The organism is Pseudomonas sp. B21128 (assembly GCF_044218865.1).
GTDB classification, from domain to species: Bacteria; Pseudomonadota; Gammaproteobacteria; order Pseudomonadales; family Pseudomonadaceae; genus Aquipseudomonas; species Aquipseudomonas iridis.
Window position 1 is genome coordinate 1,424,568 of the sequence record NZ_CP162590.1, and the last position, 16,975, is coordinate 1,441,542.

13 protein-coding genes are annotated in these 16,975 nt (G+C 61.8%); all 13 read left to right on the forward strand.

Annotated features, from left to right (window positions below; genetic code table 11):
* Positions 1-15 precede the first annotated feature (15 nt).
* Positions 16-393: a hypothetical protein gene (locus AB4P91_RS06230; RefSeq protein WP_150595941.1), complete on the forward strand. Its 378-nt coding sequence runs from the start codon at positions 16-18 to the stop codon at positions 391-393.
* A gap of 170 nt (positions 394-563) precedes the next feature.
* Positions 564-2,351 (forward strand): type VI secretion system baseplate subunit TssF, encoded by a 1,788-nt coding sequence (tssF, locus tag AB4P91_RS06235; RefSeq protein WP_395604495.1) that lies wholly within the window; start codon positions 564-566, stop codon positions 2,349-2,351.
* Positions 2,315-3,322: a type VI secretion system baseplate subunit TssG gene (gene tssG / locus AB4P91_RS06240; RefSeq protein WP_042561791.1), complete on the forward strand. Its 1,008-nt coding sequence runs from the start codon at positions 2,315-2,317 to the stop codon at positions 3,320-3,322. The genes tssF and tssG overlap by 37 nt, the downstream gene beginning before the upstream one ends.
* Before the next feature lie 11 nt (positions 3,323-3,333).
* Positions 3,334-5,991: a type VI secretion system ATPase TssH gene (tssH, locus tag AB4P91_RS06245; protein ID WP_395604496.1), complete on the forward strand. Its 2,658-nt coding sequence runs from the start codon at positions 3,334-3,336 to the stop codon at positions 5,989-5,991.
* Between the two features lie 10 nt (positions 5,992-6,001).
* Entirely contained in the window at positions 6,002-7,522 is a 1,521-nt protein-coding gene (locus AB4P91_RS06250; RefSeq protein ID WP_150593427.1) for a sigma-54-dependent Fis family transcriptional regulator, read from the forward strand.
* A gap of 93 nt (positions 7,523-7,615) precedes the next feature.
* Complete coding sequence (locus AB4P91_RS06255; protein ID WP_003229566.1) at positions 7,616-7,756, forward strand: hypothetical protein; 141 nt, start codon at positions 7,616-7,618, stop codon at positions 7,754-7,756.
* Positions 7,757-7,774: 18 nt separating this feature from the next.
* Complete coding sequence (tagH, locus tag AB4P91_RS06260; RefSeq protein WP_395604497.1) at positions 7,775-8,971, forward strand: type VI secretion system-associated FHA domain protein TagH; 1,197 nt, start codon at positions 7,775-7,777, stop codon at positions 8,969-8,971.
* 5 nt (positions 8,972-8,976) lie between these two features.
* Positions 8,977-9,477 (forward strand): type VI secretion system lipoprotein TssJ, encoded by a 501-nt coding sequence (gene tssJ, locus AB4P91_RS06265; RefSeq protein WP_042561786.1) that lies wholly within the window; start codon positions 8,977-8,979, stop codon positions 9,475-9,477.
* A gap of 2 nt (positions 9,478-9,479) precedes the next feature.
* On the forward strand, positions 9,480-10,811 hold the full coding sequence (tssK, locus tag AB4P91_RS06270; protein WP_150593429.1) for a type VI secretion system baseplate subunit TssK: 1,332 nt from the start codon (positions 9,480-9,482) through the stop codon (positions 10,809-10,811).
* A gap of 5 nt (positions 10,812-10,816) precedes the next feature.
* On the forward strand, positions 10,817-11,692 hold the full coding sequence (gene icmH / locus AB4P91_RS06275) for a type IVB secretion system protein IcmH/DotU (protein ID WP_150688305.1): 876 nt from the start codon (positions 10,817-10,819) through the stop codon (positions 11,690-11,692).
* A 13-nt stretch (positions 11,693-11,705) separates the two neighbouring features.
* Complete coding sequence (gene tssM / locus AB4P91_RS06280; RefSeq protein WP_395604498.1) at positions 11,706-15,245, forward strand: type VI secretion system membrane subunit TssM; 3,540 nt, start codon at positions 11,706-11,708, stop codon at positions 15,243-15,245.
* A complete protein-coding gene (locus AB4P91_RS06285) occupies positions 15,245-15,973 on the forward strand; it encodes a PP2C family serine/threonine-protein phosphatase (RefSeq protein WP_042561783.1) in 729 nt (242 codons plus the stop codon). The genes tssM and AB4P91_RS06285 overlap by 1 nt, the downstream gene beginning before the upstream one ends.
* Entirely contained in the window at positions 15,970-16,971 is a 1,002-nt protein-coding gene (locus AB4P91_RS06290) for a serine/threonine-protein kinase (protein ID WP_395604499.1), read from the forward strand. Before AB4P91_RS06285 ends, AB4P91_RS06290 begins: the two co-directional genes overlap by 4 nt.
* Positions 16,972-16,975 lie beyond the last annotated feature (4 nt).

A 16,975-nucleotide genomic window follows, 5' to 3' on the forward strand; every position in this document is an offset into this window, starting at 1 on the left:
GTTCGGGTGGGCTCGATGAAACTCAGAGCCTGGCAATGTCTTGTCGCTTTTCTCAGCTCGGTCGGTTTGCTGACGATTCTGGTCGGCTTCGCACTGCTGTTGCGAATGGAGCGCGCCACCGAACCCAAGTTGTTCGCACATCCCCATGCGTTGTGGGTCGGTGCCGAGGATGGTGGGGTATTCGTCGAAATCACCAGGCACGAGGCGCCGGATTATTACGTTGAGATTCGCCACGAGAGTGGCGGAATGTGGACTGAGGGCTGGGTGCGATACGGCACGCGTGACAGCCATCCTTTGAGCGTTGCAGCCATCGGCGCCTACGACGGCGACGAACTCTATGTGTATACGGGCGTCGCGATCACAGCGCAAAAACAAGGAGTCGCACAGCAATGAATATCTACGTGCGCCTTGCGCTTTGTTTAGCGATTCACGCGGTGGGATGCGTGGCTTACGTCTTTCTGAACGATGCGAATCCAGAGCATGGGGCTGTCGCATGATCAGTGCGAACGGTCGCGCTCTACAGGATATTTTTTTGATGAGTTCCACTACCAGGCAGGTAACCCGTGTCCTTTAACCACTACTACCAAAGCGAACTCACCGCACTGCGCCAACTCGGTCGCCGTTTCGCCGAGCGTAGTCCGGCGTTGGCCCCTTATCTGGGCCAGTCCGGGCGGGATCCGGATGTGGAGCGGTTGCTGGAAGGCTTTGCGTTTCTGACCGGGCGCCTGCGCCAGAAGCTCGATGACGAACTGCCGGAACTCAGCCATTCGCTGATGCAACTGCTGTGGCCGAACTACATGCGCCCGCTGCCGGCGTTCAGCATTTTGCAGTTCGATCCGCTCAAGCGCTCCGGGCCGGCGCTGGTGGTCGCGCGCGATACGCCGGTCGAGAGCAAACCGATCGAAGACGTCCGTTGCCGCTTCCGCACCTGCTACCCCACCGAAGTGTTGCCGCTGGATCTGGCCGCGCTGAATTACTCGGTGAAGGGCGACGGTTCGCTGCTCAGCCTGCGTCTGGAAATGAGCGCCGACGGCCACCTTGGTGAGCTGGAACTGAGCAAGCTGCGCCTGCACTTTGCCGGTGAACGCTACATCAGCCAGATGCTGTATCTGAGTCTGCTGCGCAACCTCGAAGGCATCGAGCTGATCCCGCTCGACGGCGCCGGCAAACCGATTGCTGGCGTCAGCGGCAAACCGATGGCGTTCAAGATTCCCGGTGACCGGGTCAAACCGGTGGGCTTTGCCGAAGAAGAAGCGTTGATCCCGTATCCGCTGAACACCTTCCGTGGCTATCGCTACCTGCAGGAATACTTCGCCTTCCAGGACAAATTCCTGTTTGTCGACGTCAACGGTCTGGACATTCTCAAGGCGCTGCCTGAAGACACCCTCAAGCAGATGCGCGGCCTGGAATTGCGTTTCGACATTCGCAAGAGCGGCATCATGCGCATGCGCCCGACGCTGGATAACGTGAAGCTGTTCTGCACGCCGATCGTCAATCTGTTCGAGCACGACGCGTTGCCGATTCGTCTCGACGGCAAGCAGGACGAATACCTGCTGCTGCCGGCGGAATACGATCTGGAAAACTGCGGCGTGTTTTCGGTGGAAACCGTCACGGGATGGAAGCCCGGTGGCCTCGGTTATCAGGAATACGTGCCGTTCGAATCCTTCGAGCACGACCCGAGTTTCGACGTGCCCAACAGCCGTCCGCATTACAGCATCCGCCAGCGTTCGTCGCTGTTGCACGATGGCCTAGACACCTACCTGAGCTTCGGCATCCGCCACACCGAAGCTCACGAAACCCTGTCGATCGAGCTGATGTGCACCAACCAGAACCTGCCGAAGAAGCTCAAGCTGGGCGACATCTGCATGGCCTGCGAAGAGACCCCGGAGTTCTTGAGTTTCCGCAACATCACCCCGGCCACTCCAAGCTTCGCGCCGCCGCTGAACCGGGACTTCCTGTGGAAGCTGATCAGCAACATGTCGCTTAACTATCTGTCGCTGGCCGACGTCAATGCGTTGAAGGTGATTCTGGAAACCTACGACCTGCCGCGCTACTACGACCAGCACGCGGAGAAAGTCAGCAAGCGCCTGCTCGGCGGCCTCAAACATATCAAGCATCACCACGTCGATCGGCTGCACCGTGGCCTGCCGGTGCGCGGTTTGCGCACCGAACTGACCATCGACCCGGAAGGGTATATCGGCGAAGGCGACCTGTTCGTTTTCGCTTCGGTTCTTAACGAGTTTTTCGCGCTTTACGCCAGTCTCAATTCATTCCATGAGCTGCGGGTAAAAAGCACACAGGGAGAGGTGTACCAATGGACACCACGTATGGGCCTTCAGCCCCTGCTTTAAGCGGGCTGACCCGGGTAATACGCGAGTACTCGCTGTTTCAGGCCGTGCTGCTGGTGATCGACCGGCTGCGCGAGGCACACCCGCACCTGAGCGAAGACGATTTGTACGATCAGGTCGAGTTTCAGGCCAACCCCAGCCTCGGATTTCCGCGCAGCGATGTCGATCGCGTGGAGTTTTTCGAAGAGCACGGGCAGATGCGCGCGCGCGTGCGTTTCAACCTGATCGGCCTGGTCGGTTCCGGTTCACCGCTGCCAGCGTTCTACGGCGAACAAGCGTTGGGCGACAGCGAAGACGGCAACCCGACGCGCAATTTCCTCGACCTGTTCCACCATCGCCTGCAACGGCTGATGCTGCCGATCTGGCGCAAGTACCGCTACCGCGCGAGTTTCCAGAGCGGGGCGATTGACCCGTTTTCGTCGCAGCTGTTCGCGCTGATCGGCCTGGGTGGCGACGAGATTCGCAAGGCCAAGGAACTCAACTGGAAACGCCTGCTGCCATACCTCGGTTTGCTCAGCTTGCGGGCGCACTCGGCGGCGTTGATCGAGGCCGTGCTGCGTTACTACTTCAAGCACGAAGACCTGGTCATCGAGCAGTGCATCGAGCGCCGCGTGGAAATTCTCGACGAGCAGCGCAATCGTTTGGGCCGCGACAACAGCGTGCTTGGCGAAGACCTGGTGCTTGGTGAGCGCGTGCGCGACCGCAGCGGCAAATTCCGCATTCACATCACCCAACTCGACTGGCAGCGATTCCACGAATTCCTGCCGATCGGTTTTGGTTACCAGCCGCTCTGCGCGCTGGTGCGGTTCACCCTGCGTGACCCGCTCGATTACGACATTCGCCTGGTCTTGCGCCAGGAAGAAATCCGCGAACTGCGCATCGGTGAGCAGAACGCCTGTCGCCTCGGCTGGACCAGTTGGCTGGGCCGCGAGAAGGCGGACGGCGTGGTGACCCTGGGCAGCAAAATTCATTAAGGACGTGAGCCATGATCAACGTAGACCTGCAACAACTCATTCAGGCGCTGGACGCCGAAACCCGTCGTGATCTGGAGCGTTCGGCTGAGCGCTGCGTTGCCCGTGGCGGTAGCAAGATCCTCGTCGAAGACATGATGCTCGGCCTCCTGGAGCGTCCGAACGGCTTGCTCGCACGCGCGTTGCAGGACGCCGATGTCGATGCCGGTGAACTCAGCGCCGCGTTGCAATCGCGGGTCGAGCACAGCGCTTCGCGCAACCCGGTATTCGCCCCGGAACTGGTGCAATGGCTGCAAGACGCGCTGCTGGTGGCCAACCTCGAACTGGGCCAGACCCAGGTCGAAGACGCCGCGCTGATTCTCGCCCTGTTGCGCAACCCGATACGTTACGCCGGCAGCCGTTATCAGCCGCTGCTCGCCAAGCTGAACATCGATCGCCTGAAAGAATTTGCCCTGTCGCAAAAGGAGCAACCGGCGGCCAACGGTAAACCGGCCGCGCAGGGCGAATCGCTGTTGCAGCGCTTCACTCACAATCTGACTCAACAGGCCCGCGACGGCAAACTCGACCCCGTGCTGTGCCGCGATGGCGCGATCCGTCAGATGGTCGACATCCTTGCCCGCCGCCGCAAGAACAACCCGATTGTGGTCGGTGAGGCCGGTGTCGGTAAAACCGCCATCGTCGAAGGTCTGGCTTCGCGCATCGCTGCCGGTGAAGTGCCGCAAGTGCTCAAAGGCGTTGAACTGCTGTCGCTGGACATGGGCCTGTTGCAGGCCGGCGCCAGCGTCAAAGGTGAATTCGAGCGTCGTCTTAAAGGCGTGATCGACGAAGTCAAAGCTTCGCCAAAACCGATCATTCTGTTCATCGACGAAGCCCACACCCTGATCGGCGCGGGCGGCAATGCCGGTGGTTCCGATGCGGCCAACCTGCTGAAACCTGCACTGGCCCGTGGCGAACTGCGCACCATCGCTGCGACCACTTGGGCCGAGTACAAGAAATACTTCGAGAAAGACCCGGCGCTGGCCCGTCGTTTCCAGCCAGTTCAACTGCACGAACCAACCGTCAGCGAAGCGGTGACCATTCTCCGTGGTCTGGCTCAGGTCTACGAGAAGAGCCACGGCATCTACCTGCGCGACGACGCGGTGGTGTCAGCGGCTGAACTGTCCGCGCGTTACCTGGCGGGTCGGCAACTGCCGGACAAAGCCGTCGACGTCCTCGACACCGCTTGCGCCCGCGTGCGCATCAGCCTCGCCGCCGCCCCTGAAAGCCTTGAGCGTCTGCGTGGCGAACTGGCCGAAGGTGGCCGTCAGCGTCAGGCCTTGCGCCGCGATGCCGAGGCCGGTCTGCTGATCGACCACGAAGCGCTGGATGCATTGGAAGCGCGACTGGAAGAAGCCGAAGACGAAAGGGTCGCGCTGGAAGCCCTGTGGACTGAACAGAAGGCACTGGCCGAGCGCTTGCTGGACCTGCGTCAGCAACTGGCCAAAGCGCGCGAAGCCGCTGCCGTCGAGCCGACCGTATCGGTTGAGGAAGACGCCGAAGGCACCGTCATCGAAACCCTGGCCGCCGAAGTCGAAGAAGGCCAAAGCGTTGCAGCGCTGGAAGCCCAACTCAACGACACCCACAGCGCACTCACCGCCGCCCAGGTCAAAGAACGTCTGGTCAGCTTCGAAGTGTGCCCGCGCCTGGTTGCCGAAGTGATCAGCGCCTGGACCGGCGTGCCATTGGCGCAACTGGCCCGTGAGCACAACGCCAAGGTCGCCAGTTTCGCCACCGACCTGCGCACGCGTATCCGTGGTCAGGAGCAAGCCGTGCACGCACTGGATCGCTCGATGCGCGCCACTGCGGCGGGCCTGAACAAACCTGACGCGCCGGTCGGCGTGTTCCTGCTGGTCGGCCCGAGCGGCGTCGGTAAAACCGAAACCGCGCTGGCCCTCGCTGACCTGCTGTACGGCGGCGACCGTTTCATTACCACCATCAACATGTCCGAGTTCCAGGAGAAGCACACCGTTTCCCGCCTGATCGGTGCACCACCGGGCTACGTCGGTTACGGCGAGGGCGGCATGCTCACCGAAGCCGTGCGCCAGAAACCGTATTCGGTGGTGCTGCTCGATGAAGTCGAGAAGGCTGATCCGGACGTGCTCAACCTGTTCTACCAAATCTTCGACAAAGGCGTGGCCAACGACGGCGAAGGTCGCGAGATCGACTTCCGCAATACGTTGATCCTGATGACCTCGAACCTGGGCAGCGACCGCATCAGCGACCTCTGCGAAGGCGGCGCGCGGCCGACCGCCGAAGTGCTCGAAGAGACCATTCGCCCGGTACTCAGCAAACACTTCAAACCCGCCCTGCTGGCGCGGATGAAAGTGGTGCCTTACTACCCGGTCGGTGGCCCGGTATTGCGCGAGCTGATCGAGATCAAACTCGGTCGCCTGGGCGAGCGTCTGAACCGTCGTCAGCTGGATTTCAGCTGGTGCCAGAACCTCGTCGATCATCTGTCCGAGCGCTGCACGCAAAGCGACAGCGGCGCGCGTCTGATCGACCATCTGCTCGATCAGCATGTGTTGCCGCTGGTAGCCGATCGCTTGCTCGATGCCATGGCCACGGGTGAAAGCCTCAAGCGCGTGCATGCCACGCTCGACGGCAACGCCAGCGTGACGTGCGAGTTCGCCTGAGGTGGGCGTGATGTTCACTCAAGTGCCGCAGCCGCTGGCTTACGCCGAAGCGTTGCTGGCGCAGTTCGCCAGCCTGTCGCGGGCGGCGGACGGTGCTGCGCTGCTGGGTGACTTTGTGCGGGGGCTGGCCGAGCTGAGCGGTTGCGAATTGACGCAGCTGTATCTGCTCGACGCCACCCACACCTGCCTTGGGATGAACGCCGAGTGCCTCGACGGCGCGCTGCAACCGCGCCAGGCGGCGAGCCTGCCGGCGGATTACAACGGTGAGCAATTGCTGCAGTTCGCCCTGTGCCAGAACCGCGTGGTGTGCCTCGACGACCTTAGCGCCAGCCTGCACGAAACCAGTTTCCTGCCGGCTGCGTCTTCGCCGTGGCAATCATTGTTGTGCGTGCCACTGGTCAATCAGCACAAGGCTGTGGAAGGTCTGCTGCTGTGTGCCAGCCGTCGTCGCATCGGCCTGCAAGGCTTTGCCGACTCCCTCGGCCAGCTCGGCTCGTTCGTGCTCGGCCAACTGCACTTGCTGCAACGCCTGCGCCAGCCCCTGGATGTTCAGGCGTCAGCGGTACGCAGCGTGCCGAGCATTAGCGGTTACGGGCTTATCGGCAAAAGCGCGGCGATTCGCCAGACCTATTCGCTGATCAGCAAAGTCCTGCACAGCCCGTACACCGTGCTGTTGCGCGGCGAGACCGGCACCGGCAAGGAGGTGGTTGCGCGGGCGATTCACGATTGCGGGCCGCGTCGTTCTCAGGCGTTCATTGTGCAGAACTGTGCGGCGTTCCCCGAGAACCTGCTGGAAAGCGAGCTGTTTGGCTATCGAAAAGGCGCGTTCACCGGCGCCGACCGCGACCGCGCCGGGCTGTTCGATGCGGCCAACGGTGGCACGCTGTTGCTCGACGAAATCGGCGACATGCCGCTGTCGCTCCAGGCGAAAATCTTGCGCGTGTTGCAGGAGGGCGAGATCCGCCCACTGGGTTCCAACGACACGCACAAGATTGATGTGCGCATCATCGCCGCGACGCACCGCGATTTGTCAGTGCTGGTCAGCGAAGGCAAATTCCGTGAGGACTTGTATTACCGACTCGCGCAATTCCCCATCGAACTGCCGGCCCTGCGTCAGCGCGAAGGCGACATCCTCGATCTGGCGCGGCACTTCGCCGAAAAGACCTGCACCTTCCTGCAGCGTGATCCGGTGCGCTGGTCGGCCCCGGCGCTGGAACATTTGTCCGGTTACACCTTCCCCGGCAACGTTCGCGAACTCAAAGCATTGGTCGAGCGCGCGGTGTTGCTGTGCGAGGGCGGGGAGTTACTGGCCGAGCATTTTTCGCTGCGTATGGAACCGATGCCTGAAGACAACAGCGGCTTGAATCTGCGCGAGCGCATGGAGCGGGTCGAACGCACATTGCTGCTCGATTGCCTGCGCAAGAACGATGGAAACCAGACCCTTGCCGCCCGCGAATTGGGCCTGCCACGTCGCACCCTGCTGTACCGCCTCGGGCGGTTGAACATCAATCTGGGAGATTTCGATGGGTAGGCAAAGATCATCGTTTTCTCCTCGAAAAACCTGTTTCAGCGCCGCCCGCAAGGTTCGGCGCTTTGTGCTTTGTCTACCCCTGGAGACCCTCTGATGTCTGTTCGTCACTGGCACGCTGTCCTGCTGACCCTCGTCGTTCTATGTGGCCTTGGCGGCTGTAGCGGCAATTACAAATTCAACGACAACGACTATCGCCCGTTGGGTGATCCGCAAGCGGTCAATCGCGGCAAGTGACCGCAAGGAGCATCAAACATGGAACTGGTTTTCGAAATGCTGAACACCAAGCAGTTCGTGCCCACCGAGTTGTGCCAGAAGACCTTCAAACAGGCCGGCGGCGTGATCGGACGGGGCGAGGACTGCGACTGGATCATCCCTGACCGCAAGCGTCATCTGTCCAATCACCACGCGATTGTCAGCTACCGCGAAGGCACGTTTTTCCTGACCGACACCAGCAGCAACGGTGTTCAGGACGGCACAAGCGGCGCACGCCTGCACAAGGGCGAACCGATGCGCATCGAGCACGGCAGCACTTACGTGCTCGGCGACTTCGAAATTCGCGCGCGTCTTGTGCGTGACCCGGCGACCTTCGACGGCGAAGTCGGCCGTCCGCGTGCGGCCGGCAGCATCATTCCGGACGACGCGTTTCTCGATCTCGACCCGCTCAACGCCCTCGAACAGCAAGAGCGTGTGTACTCGGAAATCGACGAACTGCTGGCGCCGAACACCAAGCCTGAAGACTCCCGTCAGCGTGCCGACTACGCGCGCATCGACATGGAAAGCCTGATGGTGCCGGAGCTGATCGCCGCGCCCGCAGAACCTGAACCCGCTCCGGCACCGAAAGCCGTCGAGCGTCAGAGCGAAGGTTTCTGGGAGCACTTCGGTGCTGCGCTGGGTGTCGATGTCAAAGGCCTCAGCCACGACGAACGCGAAGCCCTGGCGCTGAACGCCGCGCGTTTGCTGCGTCAGAGCATCGGCGGTTTGCAGCAGAGCCTGCGTACCCGCTCGGAGCTGAAAAACGAACTGCGTCTGGCCCAGACCACCGTGCAAGGCACCAACAAGAACCCGCTGAAATTCGCCGTCGATCCGAGCGAAGCGCTGGAGATTCTGTTGCAGCCAAGCAAGCCCGGGCATCTGCCGGCCGAGCAAGCCATCTCCCGCGCGTTCCGCGATTTGCAGGCGCATCAAGTGGCACTGCTGACCGCCAGCCGCGCCGCCGTGCGCGGCACGCTGGAGCACTTCTCGCCCGAGCAACTGACCTTGCGTTTCGAGCGCGACAGCAAGCCACTGATCGCGACGTCCGGCGGGCGCTGGAGAGCGTTTGGTCGTTATCACCAGGCGCTGCGTCAGGACGATGACTGGAGCGAGCGTCTGCTGGCCCGCGACTTCGCCCAGGCTTACGAAGAACAGATTCGCCTGATCTCCACCCTCCACACCGACCACCAAGGATGATGCGCATGTCTCGCCGTTCGACCGCTTTTTTCAAGACGCTGACTGCGCTCACCGTGCTGGTGCTGCTCGCCGGTTGCTCGTCGCTGTCGCCGTACTCGAAAGTGACCAAGATCAACCTGAAGCTGACCGGCAGCGATCAGCTCAACCCGGACCTCAACGGTCGCCCGTCGCCGATTGTGGTGCGCCTGTTCGAACTCAAGCACCCGGTGACATTCGAGAACGCTGATTTCTTCAGCCTTTACGAGCGCGCCAAGGAATCCCTCAACCCGGATCTGGTGGCCAGCGAAGAACTTGAACTGCGCCCGGGTGAAACCGTGGAAATGAAGCTCAAGGTGGAAGAGGGCAGCCTTTATGTTGGCGTTCTCGCCGCTTACCGCGACTTGCCGGAAAGCCAGTGGCGCTACACGGTGCAGATCACTCCGCTGGAAGTCACCGAAGTCGATCTGACTCTGGACCAGACCGGCATCCGCAACACAAATCAAGTGCTCGCCAAGGCGGATGACTGATCATGAATACCCATAAAGTCATTTGGCAGGAAGGCATGCTGCTGCGTCCGCAGCACTTCCAGCACAACGATCGCTATTACGAACACCAGATGAAAACCCGTACCCAGTTGCTCGGTGGTTACACCTGGGGGTTCCTCAATCTGGAGATCGACTTGCAGTTCCTCAACATGGGCAAACTGGTGATCAGTGAAGCCTCGGGGATTCTGCCGGACGGCAGCCTGTTCGAACTCGGTGGCAACACCGAACCGCTGGCGCTCGACGTACCACCGAACACCGGCAACACGCCGATTTATCTGGCGCTGCCGCTGGTCACGGGTAACCACATCGAGTCGCGCCGTCCGGAGCAATCCGACGTGCTGGCGCGTTACACCGCGTATGACGCCGAAGTGGCCGACTCCAACGCCGGCGACGATTCCGCCAGCCAGGTCAGCTGTGGTCGCCCGGACTTCAAACTGTTGCTCGGCGAGCAGCAGAGCGATCAGGCCTACGTGAAGCTGAAGATCTGCGACGTGCTCGACACCACGCCCGACGGCGTGATCAGCCTCGATCCGGATTTCGTGCCGACTTACATTCAGGCTCACGCGTCCAGCTATCTGCTGTCGTGTCTGAAAGAAGTCATCAGCATGCTCAACCACCGGGGCGACACCATTGCCGAGCGCATTCGCTCCAACGGCAAGGTCGGCGGCGCCGAGGTCGGTGACTTCATGATGCTGCAACTGATCAACCGCACCGAACTGCTGCTGCGCCACTATCTGGGCCTGGAGCAGGTGCACCCGGAAGAGTTGTATCGCACGCTGCTGACCATGCTCGGCGATCTGGCGACCTTCTCCGGCGAGAGCAAACGCCCGCGTCTGGACAGCCGCTACTCCCACGCCGACCAGGGTGGGAGCTTTCGTAAACTGATGGAAGCGATCCGTCAGGTGCTGTCGATGGTGCTCGAACAGCACGCCATCGAACTGATCCTGCAGGCGCGTCAGTACGGGATCATCGTGTCGCCGTTGCACGACCACAAACTGCTCGGCTCGGCTTCGTTCGTGCTGGCAGCCAGTGCCAACTGCGACTCCGAAGAACTGCGCCATCGCTTGCCGGCGCACCTCAAGGTCGGCCCGGTGGAGCGCATCCGCCAACTGGTCAACCTGCACTTGCCGGGGATCAAGGTCAAACCGTTGCCGGTCGCCCCGCGGCAGATCGCGTTCCACTCCAACAAAACCTATTTCATCCTCGAACTCAGTTCCGAAGACCTGGCACAACTCGAGCGCTCCGGCGGCTTCGCGTTCCACGTGTCCGGCGAATTTGCCGAGCTTGAACTGAAATTCTGGGCCATCAGGAACTGACCGACATGATCAAGGAAACGGATTACAACCAGGACGACAAAACCGTCCTGCTCGATCGTCAGGGCCACGGACCGGCATCGAGTCCGCTGACCGACTTCGCTGCGCCGCCGCGTTTCGAGCAACTGGAAGAACGCATGATCTACGCCGCGCGCCTGCGCCCGGCGGAGGCGTTCAATATCAGCCTCAATTCGCTGGTGGCCGCGTCCTCCGAACTGCTCTCGGAAGTGGTACGCCTCAAGCACAGCGAAACCCGCGAAGACCTCTACGCGCTCAATGAGCGCCTGACCGCCGGGCTCAAGCTGTTTGAAGTGCGCGCCTTGCACAACGGCGCCGAAAGCAGCCAGGTGATGGCCGCGCGTTACGTGCTCTGCACCGTGGTCGACGAAGCCGTCGTGACCACGCCGTGGGGCAACGAAAGCGAATGGTCGCAGATGAGTCTGCTCAGCAGCTTCCACAACGAAACCTTCGGTGGCGAGAAGTTCTTCCAGCTGCTCGATCGGCTGTCAAAAAACCCGGTCAAGCACCTGCCGATGCTCGAGCTGATGTACCTGTGCCTGTCCCTCGGTTTCGAGGGCAAGTACCGCGTGCAGGCGCGTGGCATGCTCGAGCTTGAAGGCATCCGCGACGCCTTGTACCGCCAGATCCGTCAGTTGCGTGGCGACGTGCCGCGTGAGTTGTCACCGCACTGGGAAGGCCTCAACGATCAGCGCCGCAGTCTGGTGCGCATCGTGCCGGCGTGGATGGTGGTGTTGTTCACTGTCGTCTGTCTGGTGGTGATGTATTCGGGCTTCGCCTGGGTCTTGGGCGAGCAGCGTGAAACCGTTCTGCAACCATATCAGCCGCTTGATCCAGCCGCGGTTCAACCGCAGTCGCAGCCGTAAACAGGGACGTGTGATGAAAAAGTTTTTCAAGAAAGTCGGCGCCTTCCTGCGCCAGACCTGGGTCTGGACCCTGCTGCTGGTGCTGTTCGTGGCACTGCTGGTGTGGTTCGTCGGCCCGTTGTTGGCGGTTGATGATTACAAGTTCTGGGAAAGCGCGACCTCGCGTCTGCTGACCATCAGCGTCTTGTTCCTGATCTGGGGCCTGACCATGGTCTTCGTCAGCTGGCGCGCCGGTATCCGCAAGAAAGCCGTCGAAGAAAGCGAAGACGGCCAGGATCGTATCCGCCGTGAAGAGCAGATCGACGACGAGCAGAAAGAGTTGAAGGCACGCTTCAAAGACGCGCTGAAAACCCTGAAGACGTCGAGCCTGTATCGTGGTCGCAGCGAGCGCTGGCGCAGTGACTTGCCGTGGTACTTGCTGATTGGTCCGCAAGCCTCTGGCAAAACCAGCCTGCTGGACTTTTCCGGTCTGGAATTCCCGATCAACAAGATCGACCGCAAGCTGACCCGCGACACCCTCGGCACCCGTCATTGCGATTGGTACTTCGCCGATCACGGTGTGCTGATCGACACCGCCGGGCGCTACACCACCCAACCGGACGCAGAAGTCGACGGCAGTGCCTGGCGCACCTTGCTCGAGTTGCTGCGCAAGCGTCGTCGCGGCCGTCCGTTGAACGGCGTGCTGGTGACCATCCCGGTGGAAACCCTCACCGGTGGCAGCGAGCAGGACATCGACACCCTGGCGCGCCAGGTGCGCGGTCGTCTGCAGGACATTCATCAGAAGCTGCACGTCGACGTGCCGGTGTATCTGGTGCTGAGCAAGGCTGACAAGCTGCTCGGCTTCGACGAGTTCTTCGATCAACTGACCCGCGAAGAAAGCGATCAGGTGCTGGGCACCAGTTTCCGCAAGGAACAGGTCGGCACCGACGTGGCTGTGCTGCGCAACGAGTTCGAAGAACTGCTGCGTCGCCTCAACAGCCAGGTGATCATGCGCATGCACTCCGAGCGCGATACCCAGCGCCGTGGTCGCATCCTCGATTTCCCGCATCAACTGGGGCAGATCGGCGAGCGTTTGTGCCTGTTCGTCGACATGGCGTTCACCGGCAACCGCTATCAGCGTGCAACGCAACTGCGTGGTTTCTACCTGACCAGCGCACCGCACCTGACCCAGGAAATGGATTCGACCACCGCGGGCATCGGCGCCAGCCTCGGCATGAATGCCGGTGTGCTGCCGACGCTGCGCAGCGGTCGTTCGCGCTTTATCCACCACCTGCTTAGCCAGGTGATTTTCCCGGAGGCCGATCTGGCTGGCCTGGACAAACGCGAACGCAGCCGCATCCACTGGGGCCAACGTGCGCTGTATGTCGGCGCACTGGCGGCGCTGGCACTGTTCGGCATGCTCTGGGCGGGCGGATTCTCGGCCAACTACGAGCGTCTGGAAAACCTGCGCACGCTGGCGCAAAACTGGACTCAGCAGCGCTCGGCGCTGACCCCGCGTGATGACGCGATGGGCGTGCTGAAAACCCTCGACACCAGCTACGCCGCCACTCAGGTGTTCCCGAAGAAGGGCGACGTGTCGTACCACGAGCGCGGTGGTCTGTATCAGGGCGAAGACATCAATCCGTCGGTCAAAGCGGCGTACGAGCGTGAGCTCGAGGCGCAACTGCTGCCACGGGTTGCCACGATGCTTGAAGGGCAGATCCGCACCAACATGAAGGACCGCGAAAAGCTGCTCAACAGCCTCCGCGCGTACCTGATGCTGAACATGAAGGATCGCCGCGATGCCGCCTGGCTCAAGGATTGGATCGCGAGTGACTGGTCGCAACGCTACACCGGCAACACGGCGGTGCAGAACGGCCTGAACGTTCACCTCGAACGCCTGCTGAAGCAGCCTTTCATCTACCCACTGAACGATCAGTTGGTGACGCAGGCGCGTCAGGTTCTGCGCAGCGAATCGCTCGCTACTGTGGTCTATCGCATGCTTCGTGAGCAGGCGCGCAACCTGCCGGAATACCGCTTCAGCCAACACCTCGGCCCACAGGGTTCGTTGTTTATCGGCACCGAATACGTGATCCCGGGTTTCTACACCCAACAGGGTTATCAGCAGTACTTCTCGGTGCAGGGCTCGGCGCTGGTCACCGACATCCTGCGTGACAACTGGGTACTGGGTGAAGGCGCGGGCATCAGCGACATGGACTTGCGTCGCCTGATGGTCGAGCTGGAGCAACTGTACTTCCGCGACTATGCCAACTACTGGAGCGAGGCCGTTGGCCAAGTGGCGTTGCCACCGATCAGCGACGCCGGTGAAGGCGCCGAGCAACTGGCGGGCCTGACTTCGGCCAACTCGCCGGTGCTCGCATTGCTGACGGAAGTGCGCGAAAACACGCGCTTCGAGGCCGCCGCAGACCCGGTCGAAGAAGCGGGCGAAGCCGCCGATGCGCTGGCCGGGCAGAAAGGCAAACTGGGTAAAGTCGGTAAACTGGCAGCCGCCGCAGCGGACAAGGCTTCGGCCTTGAGCGTCGCGAAAAACCTGCCGGACACCGCCAAGAAATCCCTGCAACGTCGCTTTGAACCGCTGCATCGTTTGCTCGATGACAACAACGGTCCGGCCGCTGACCTGACTCCAGCCCTCAGCGCGCTCAACGACCTGCAACTGCAACTGTCCGGTCTGGCCCGTTCCAGTACGCCGGAACAAGCCGCGTTCGAGATGGCCAAAACCCGCATGAGCGGCCAGCGTGATGCGCTGACCAACCTGCGTGCGGCCTCGGGTCGTCTGCCGCGTCCGCTCAGCGTGTGGTTCAACGTGCTGGCCGAAGACTCGTGGCGCCTGGTGCTCAATGATGCTTACCAATACCTGAACGGCCGTTATCAGAACGAGCTGTACAGCGTGTATGGCAAAACCATCAGCAAGCGTTATCCGTTCAGCGCCAGCAGCACCAGCGACGTGGCGATCAGCGACTTCCGCGAGTTCTTCCGGGCTCAGGGCACCGTCGACCGCTTCTTCGACAGCTACATGCGTCCGTTCGTCAGCGGTGATCCGGGCAACTACCGGATGCGCAGCGTCGACGGCCACAGCCTGCCGGTGTCCAAGGTCTACCTCGATCAGATGGCCGCAGCGCTGACGATCCGTCAGAGCTTCTTCTCGATCAACCCGGCCGAACCGACCGTGCAGTTCAAACTGGAGCCGTACACCCTCGATCCGGCGGTCAGCCGTTCCGAGTTCAAATTCGGCGACAAGACCATGGAATACCGTCACGGCCCGATCCTGCCAATGTCGTTCAAATGGCCGACCGATGCTGAAGACGGCCGCACCAGCCTGGTGATGGACAAAATGGCCGGGCGTCCGATCGGCATCGAGAAGAACTCCGGCCCATGGTCGCTGTTCCGTCTGTTCGACCTGATGCAGACCGAGTACCTGAGTGGTCGCGACGTGCTGGTGCTGAAAGCTGACGTAGGTGGCCTGCGCGCCAACTACCTGCTCACCAGCCAGCGCTCGCCGAACCCGTTCGACCTCGGCGTGTTGCGCACCTTCCGTATGCCGGTGCAGCTCTGATGCTGGTGGCCAGTCCCTGGCGCAGCGCGGCGCGTACCGACCCGGGCAAGGTGCGGGCGCGCAACGAAGATGCCTTCCTCGACCTTCCGCAGCAGGGGCTGTGGGTGGTCGCGGACGGCATGGGCGGTCATCAGGGTGGCGACATCGCCAGCCAGTTGATCGTCGCCAGCCTGGCTGAACTGCCGCAACACGACGACTTCGACGAACGCCTCAAAGCCATCCGCCAGTGCCTGCACTGGTTGAACCGGCGTTTGGGGCAGGAGTTGACCGTCACTGCCGGCCGTCACGACAGCATCATGGGCAGCACCGTGGTGGCGCTGCTGGTGGAAGGCAATCGCGCGGCCTGCATCTGGGCCGGCGACAGCCGTTGTTACATGTGGCGCGGGCAGCGTCTGTATCAGCTGTCCAAAGACCACTCGCTGCAACAGCAACTGATCGACGAGCAGCAAATGAGCGTCGAACAGGCGGCGGCGCACCCGGCGGCTCAGGCATTGACCCGAGCCGTCGGCGCGGCCGACACACTGACCCTGGATGTGCTGGAACTCGAGGTGTATCCGGGCGATGCGTTTTTGCTCTGCAGCGATGGTTTGTATCAGGGCCTGAGCAGCGATGCCCTCGGCACCGCCCTCAGCCTCAGCGCGCCGCATGTGGCGCTGGAACGTTTGTTCGACGGCGCCCTGCGGGGCTCCGCTCGCGACAACCTGACTGCCGTGGTAATCCGCCAATGAGTGAAATCGAATCGCCCATCGATGACTTGCTGATGAGTGAAGAACAGGCCAACAACCTGACCTACTTCGCCTTCGCCAAGCCCAATAATGCAGAGCCTTTGCTGGCGCCTACCAAGGCCAGCATTGGTGCACTGCCTGACGTATTGGCGGGCCGTTATCGCCTCGAGCGTCTGCTCGGGGCGGGCGGTATGGGCGCCGTCTACCGGGCAAGGGATCTGCTGCATGAACAGTTCGGTGATCCCGACCCTTACATCGCGCTGAAAATCCTCAGCGAAGAATTTGCCGAATCGCCGGACGCCAGTGCCTTGCTCTACAGCGAGTTCGCGCTGACCCGACGCCTGCGCCACGACAACGTCGTGCGTGCGCACACCTTTGAAGTCGACACCGACTGCCAGCGGGCCTTCATCACCATGGAATACATGCGTGGCCTGACCCTGGACAAATTGCTCTGCGAGCGGCCCCTCGGCCTGCCGTGGAAAGAACTGCGCGACATCGTCCTGCCGCTGCTCGACACGCTGGCTTATGCCCACGGTTGCGGCGTGCTGCACGGTGACATGAAACCGAGCAACGTCATGCTCAGCGAAGACGGTTTGCGCCTCTTCGACTTCGGTTTGGGCCAGGCAGAAGAGGGCACCTTGCCCGGCCTGCCGCACCTGAGCCGCGAGCGCTTCAACGCCTGGACCCCGGGCTACGCCGCCCCCGAACTGCTGGAGGGCCAACCGTTGTCGGCCAGCGCGGACGTGTACGGCGTGGCCTGCGTGATCTTTGAGCTGGCGAGCGGCAAACACCCGTTCCGCCGCTTGCCCTCGACCCAGGCCCGCGACGAGCATCTGGAGCTTGAGTTGCAAGCCCCGGCGAACTTACCGAAACACGGCTGGCCGGCGCTGCGAACCGCGCTGAGCTTCGACCCGGCAGAGCGCACCATCACTGCCCAACAATTGCGTGACGCCTTGGGCGCCACTTCATCCTGGCTGCAACGTCTGCGGTTTCGGGCATAACGGA

Bases quoted from the DNA above. Each gene is read 5' to 3' on its own strand.
- AB4P91_RS06230 (WP_150595941.1), top strand. From the start codon at position 16: ATGAAACTCAGAGCCTGGCAATGTCTTGTCGCTTTTCTCAGCTCGGTC.
- tssG (WP_042561791.1), top strand. From the start codon at position 2,315: ATGGACACCACGTATGGGCCTTCAGCCCCTGCTTTAAGCGGGCTGACC.
- tssH (WP_395604496.1), top strand. From the start codon at position 3,334: ATGATCAACGTAGACCTGCAACAACTCATTCAGGCGCTGGACGCCGAA.
- AB4P91_RS06250 (WP_150593427.1), top strand. From the start codon at position 6,002: ATGTTCACTCAAGTGCCGCAGCCGCTGGCTTACGCCGAAGCGTTGCTG.
- AB4P91_RS06255 (WP_003229566.1), top strand. From the start codon at position 7,616: ATGTCTGTTCGTCACTGGCACGCTGTCCTGCTGACCCTCGTCGTTCTA.
- tagH (WP_395604497.1), top strand. From the start codon at position 7,775: ATGGAACTGGTTTTCGAAATGCTGAACACCAAGCAGTTCGTGCCCACC.
- tssJ (WP_042561786.1), top strand. From the start codon at position 8,977: ATGTCTCGCCGTTCGACCGCTTTTTTCAAGACGCTGACTGCGCTCACC.
- tssK (WP_150593429.1), top strand. From the start codon at position 9,480: ATGAATACCCATAAAGTCATTTGGCAGGAAGGCATGCTGCTGCGTCCG.
- icmH (WP_150688305.1), top strand. From the start codon at position 10,817: ATGATCAAGGAAACGGATTACAACCAGGACGACAAAACCGTCCTGCTC.
- tssM (WP_395604498.1), top strand. From the start codon at position 11,706: ATGAAAAAGTTTTTCAAGAAAGTCGGCGCCTTCCTGCGCCAGACCTGG.
- AB4P91_RS06285 (WP_042561783.1), top strand. From the start codon at position 15,245: ATGCTGGTGGCCAGTCCCTGGCGCAGCGCGGCGCGTACCGACCCGGGC.
- AB4P91_RS06290 (WP_395604499.1), top strand. From the start codon at position 15,970: ATGAGTGAAATCGAATCGCCCATCGATGACTTGCTGATGAGTGAAGAA.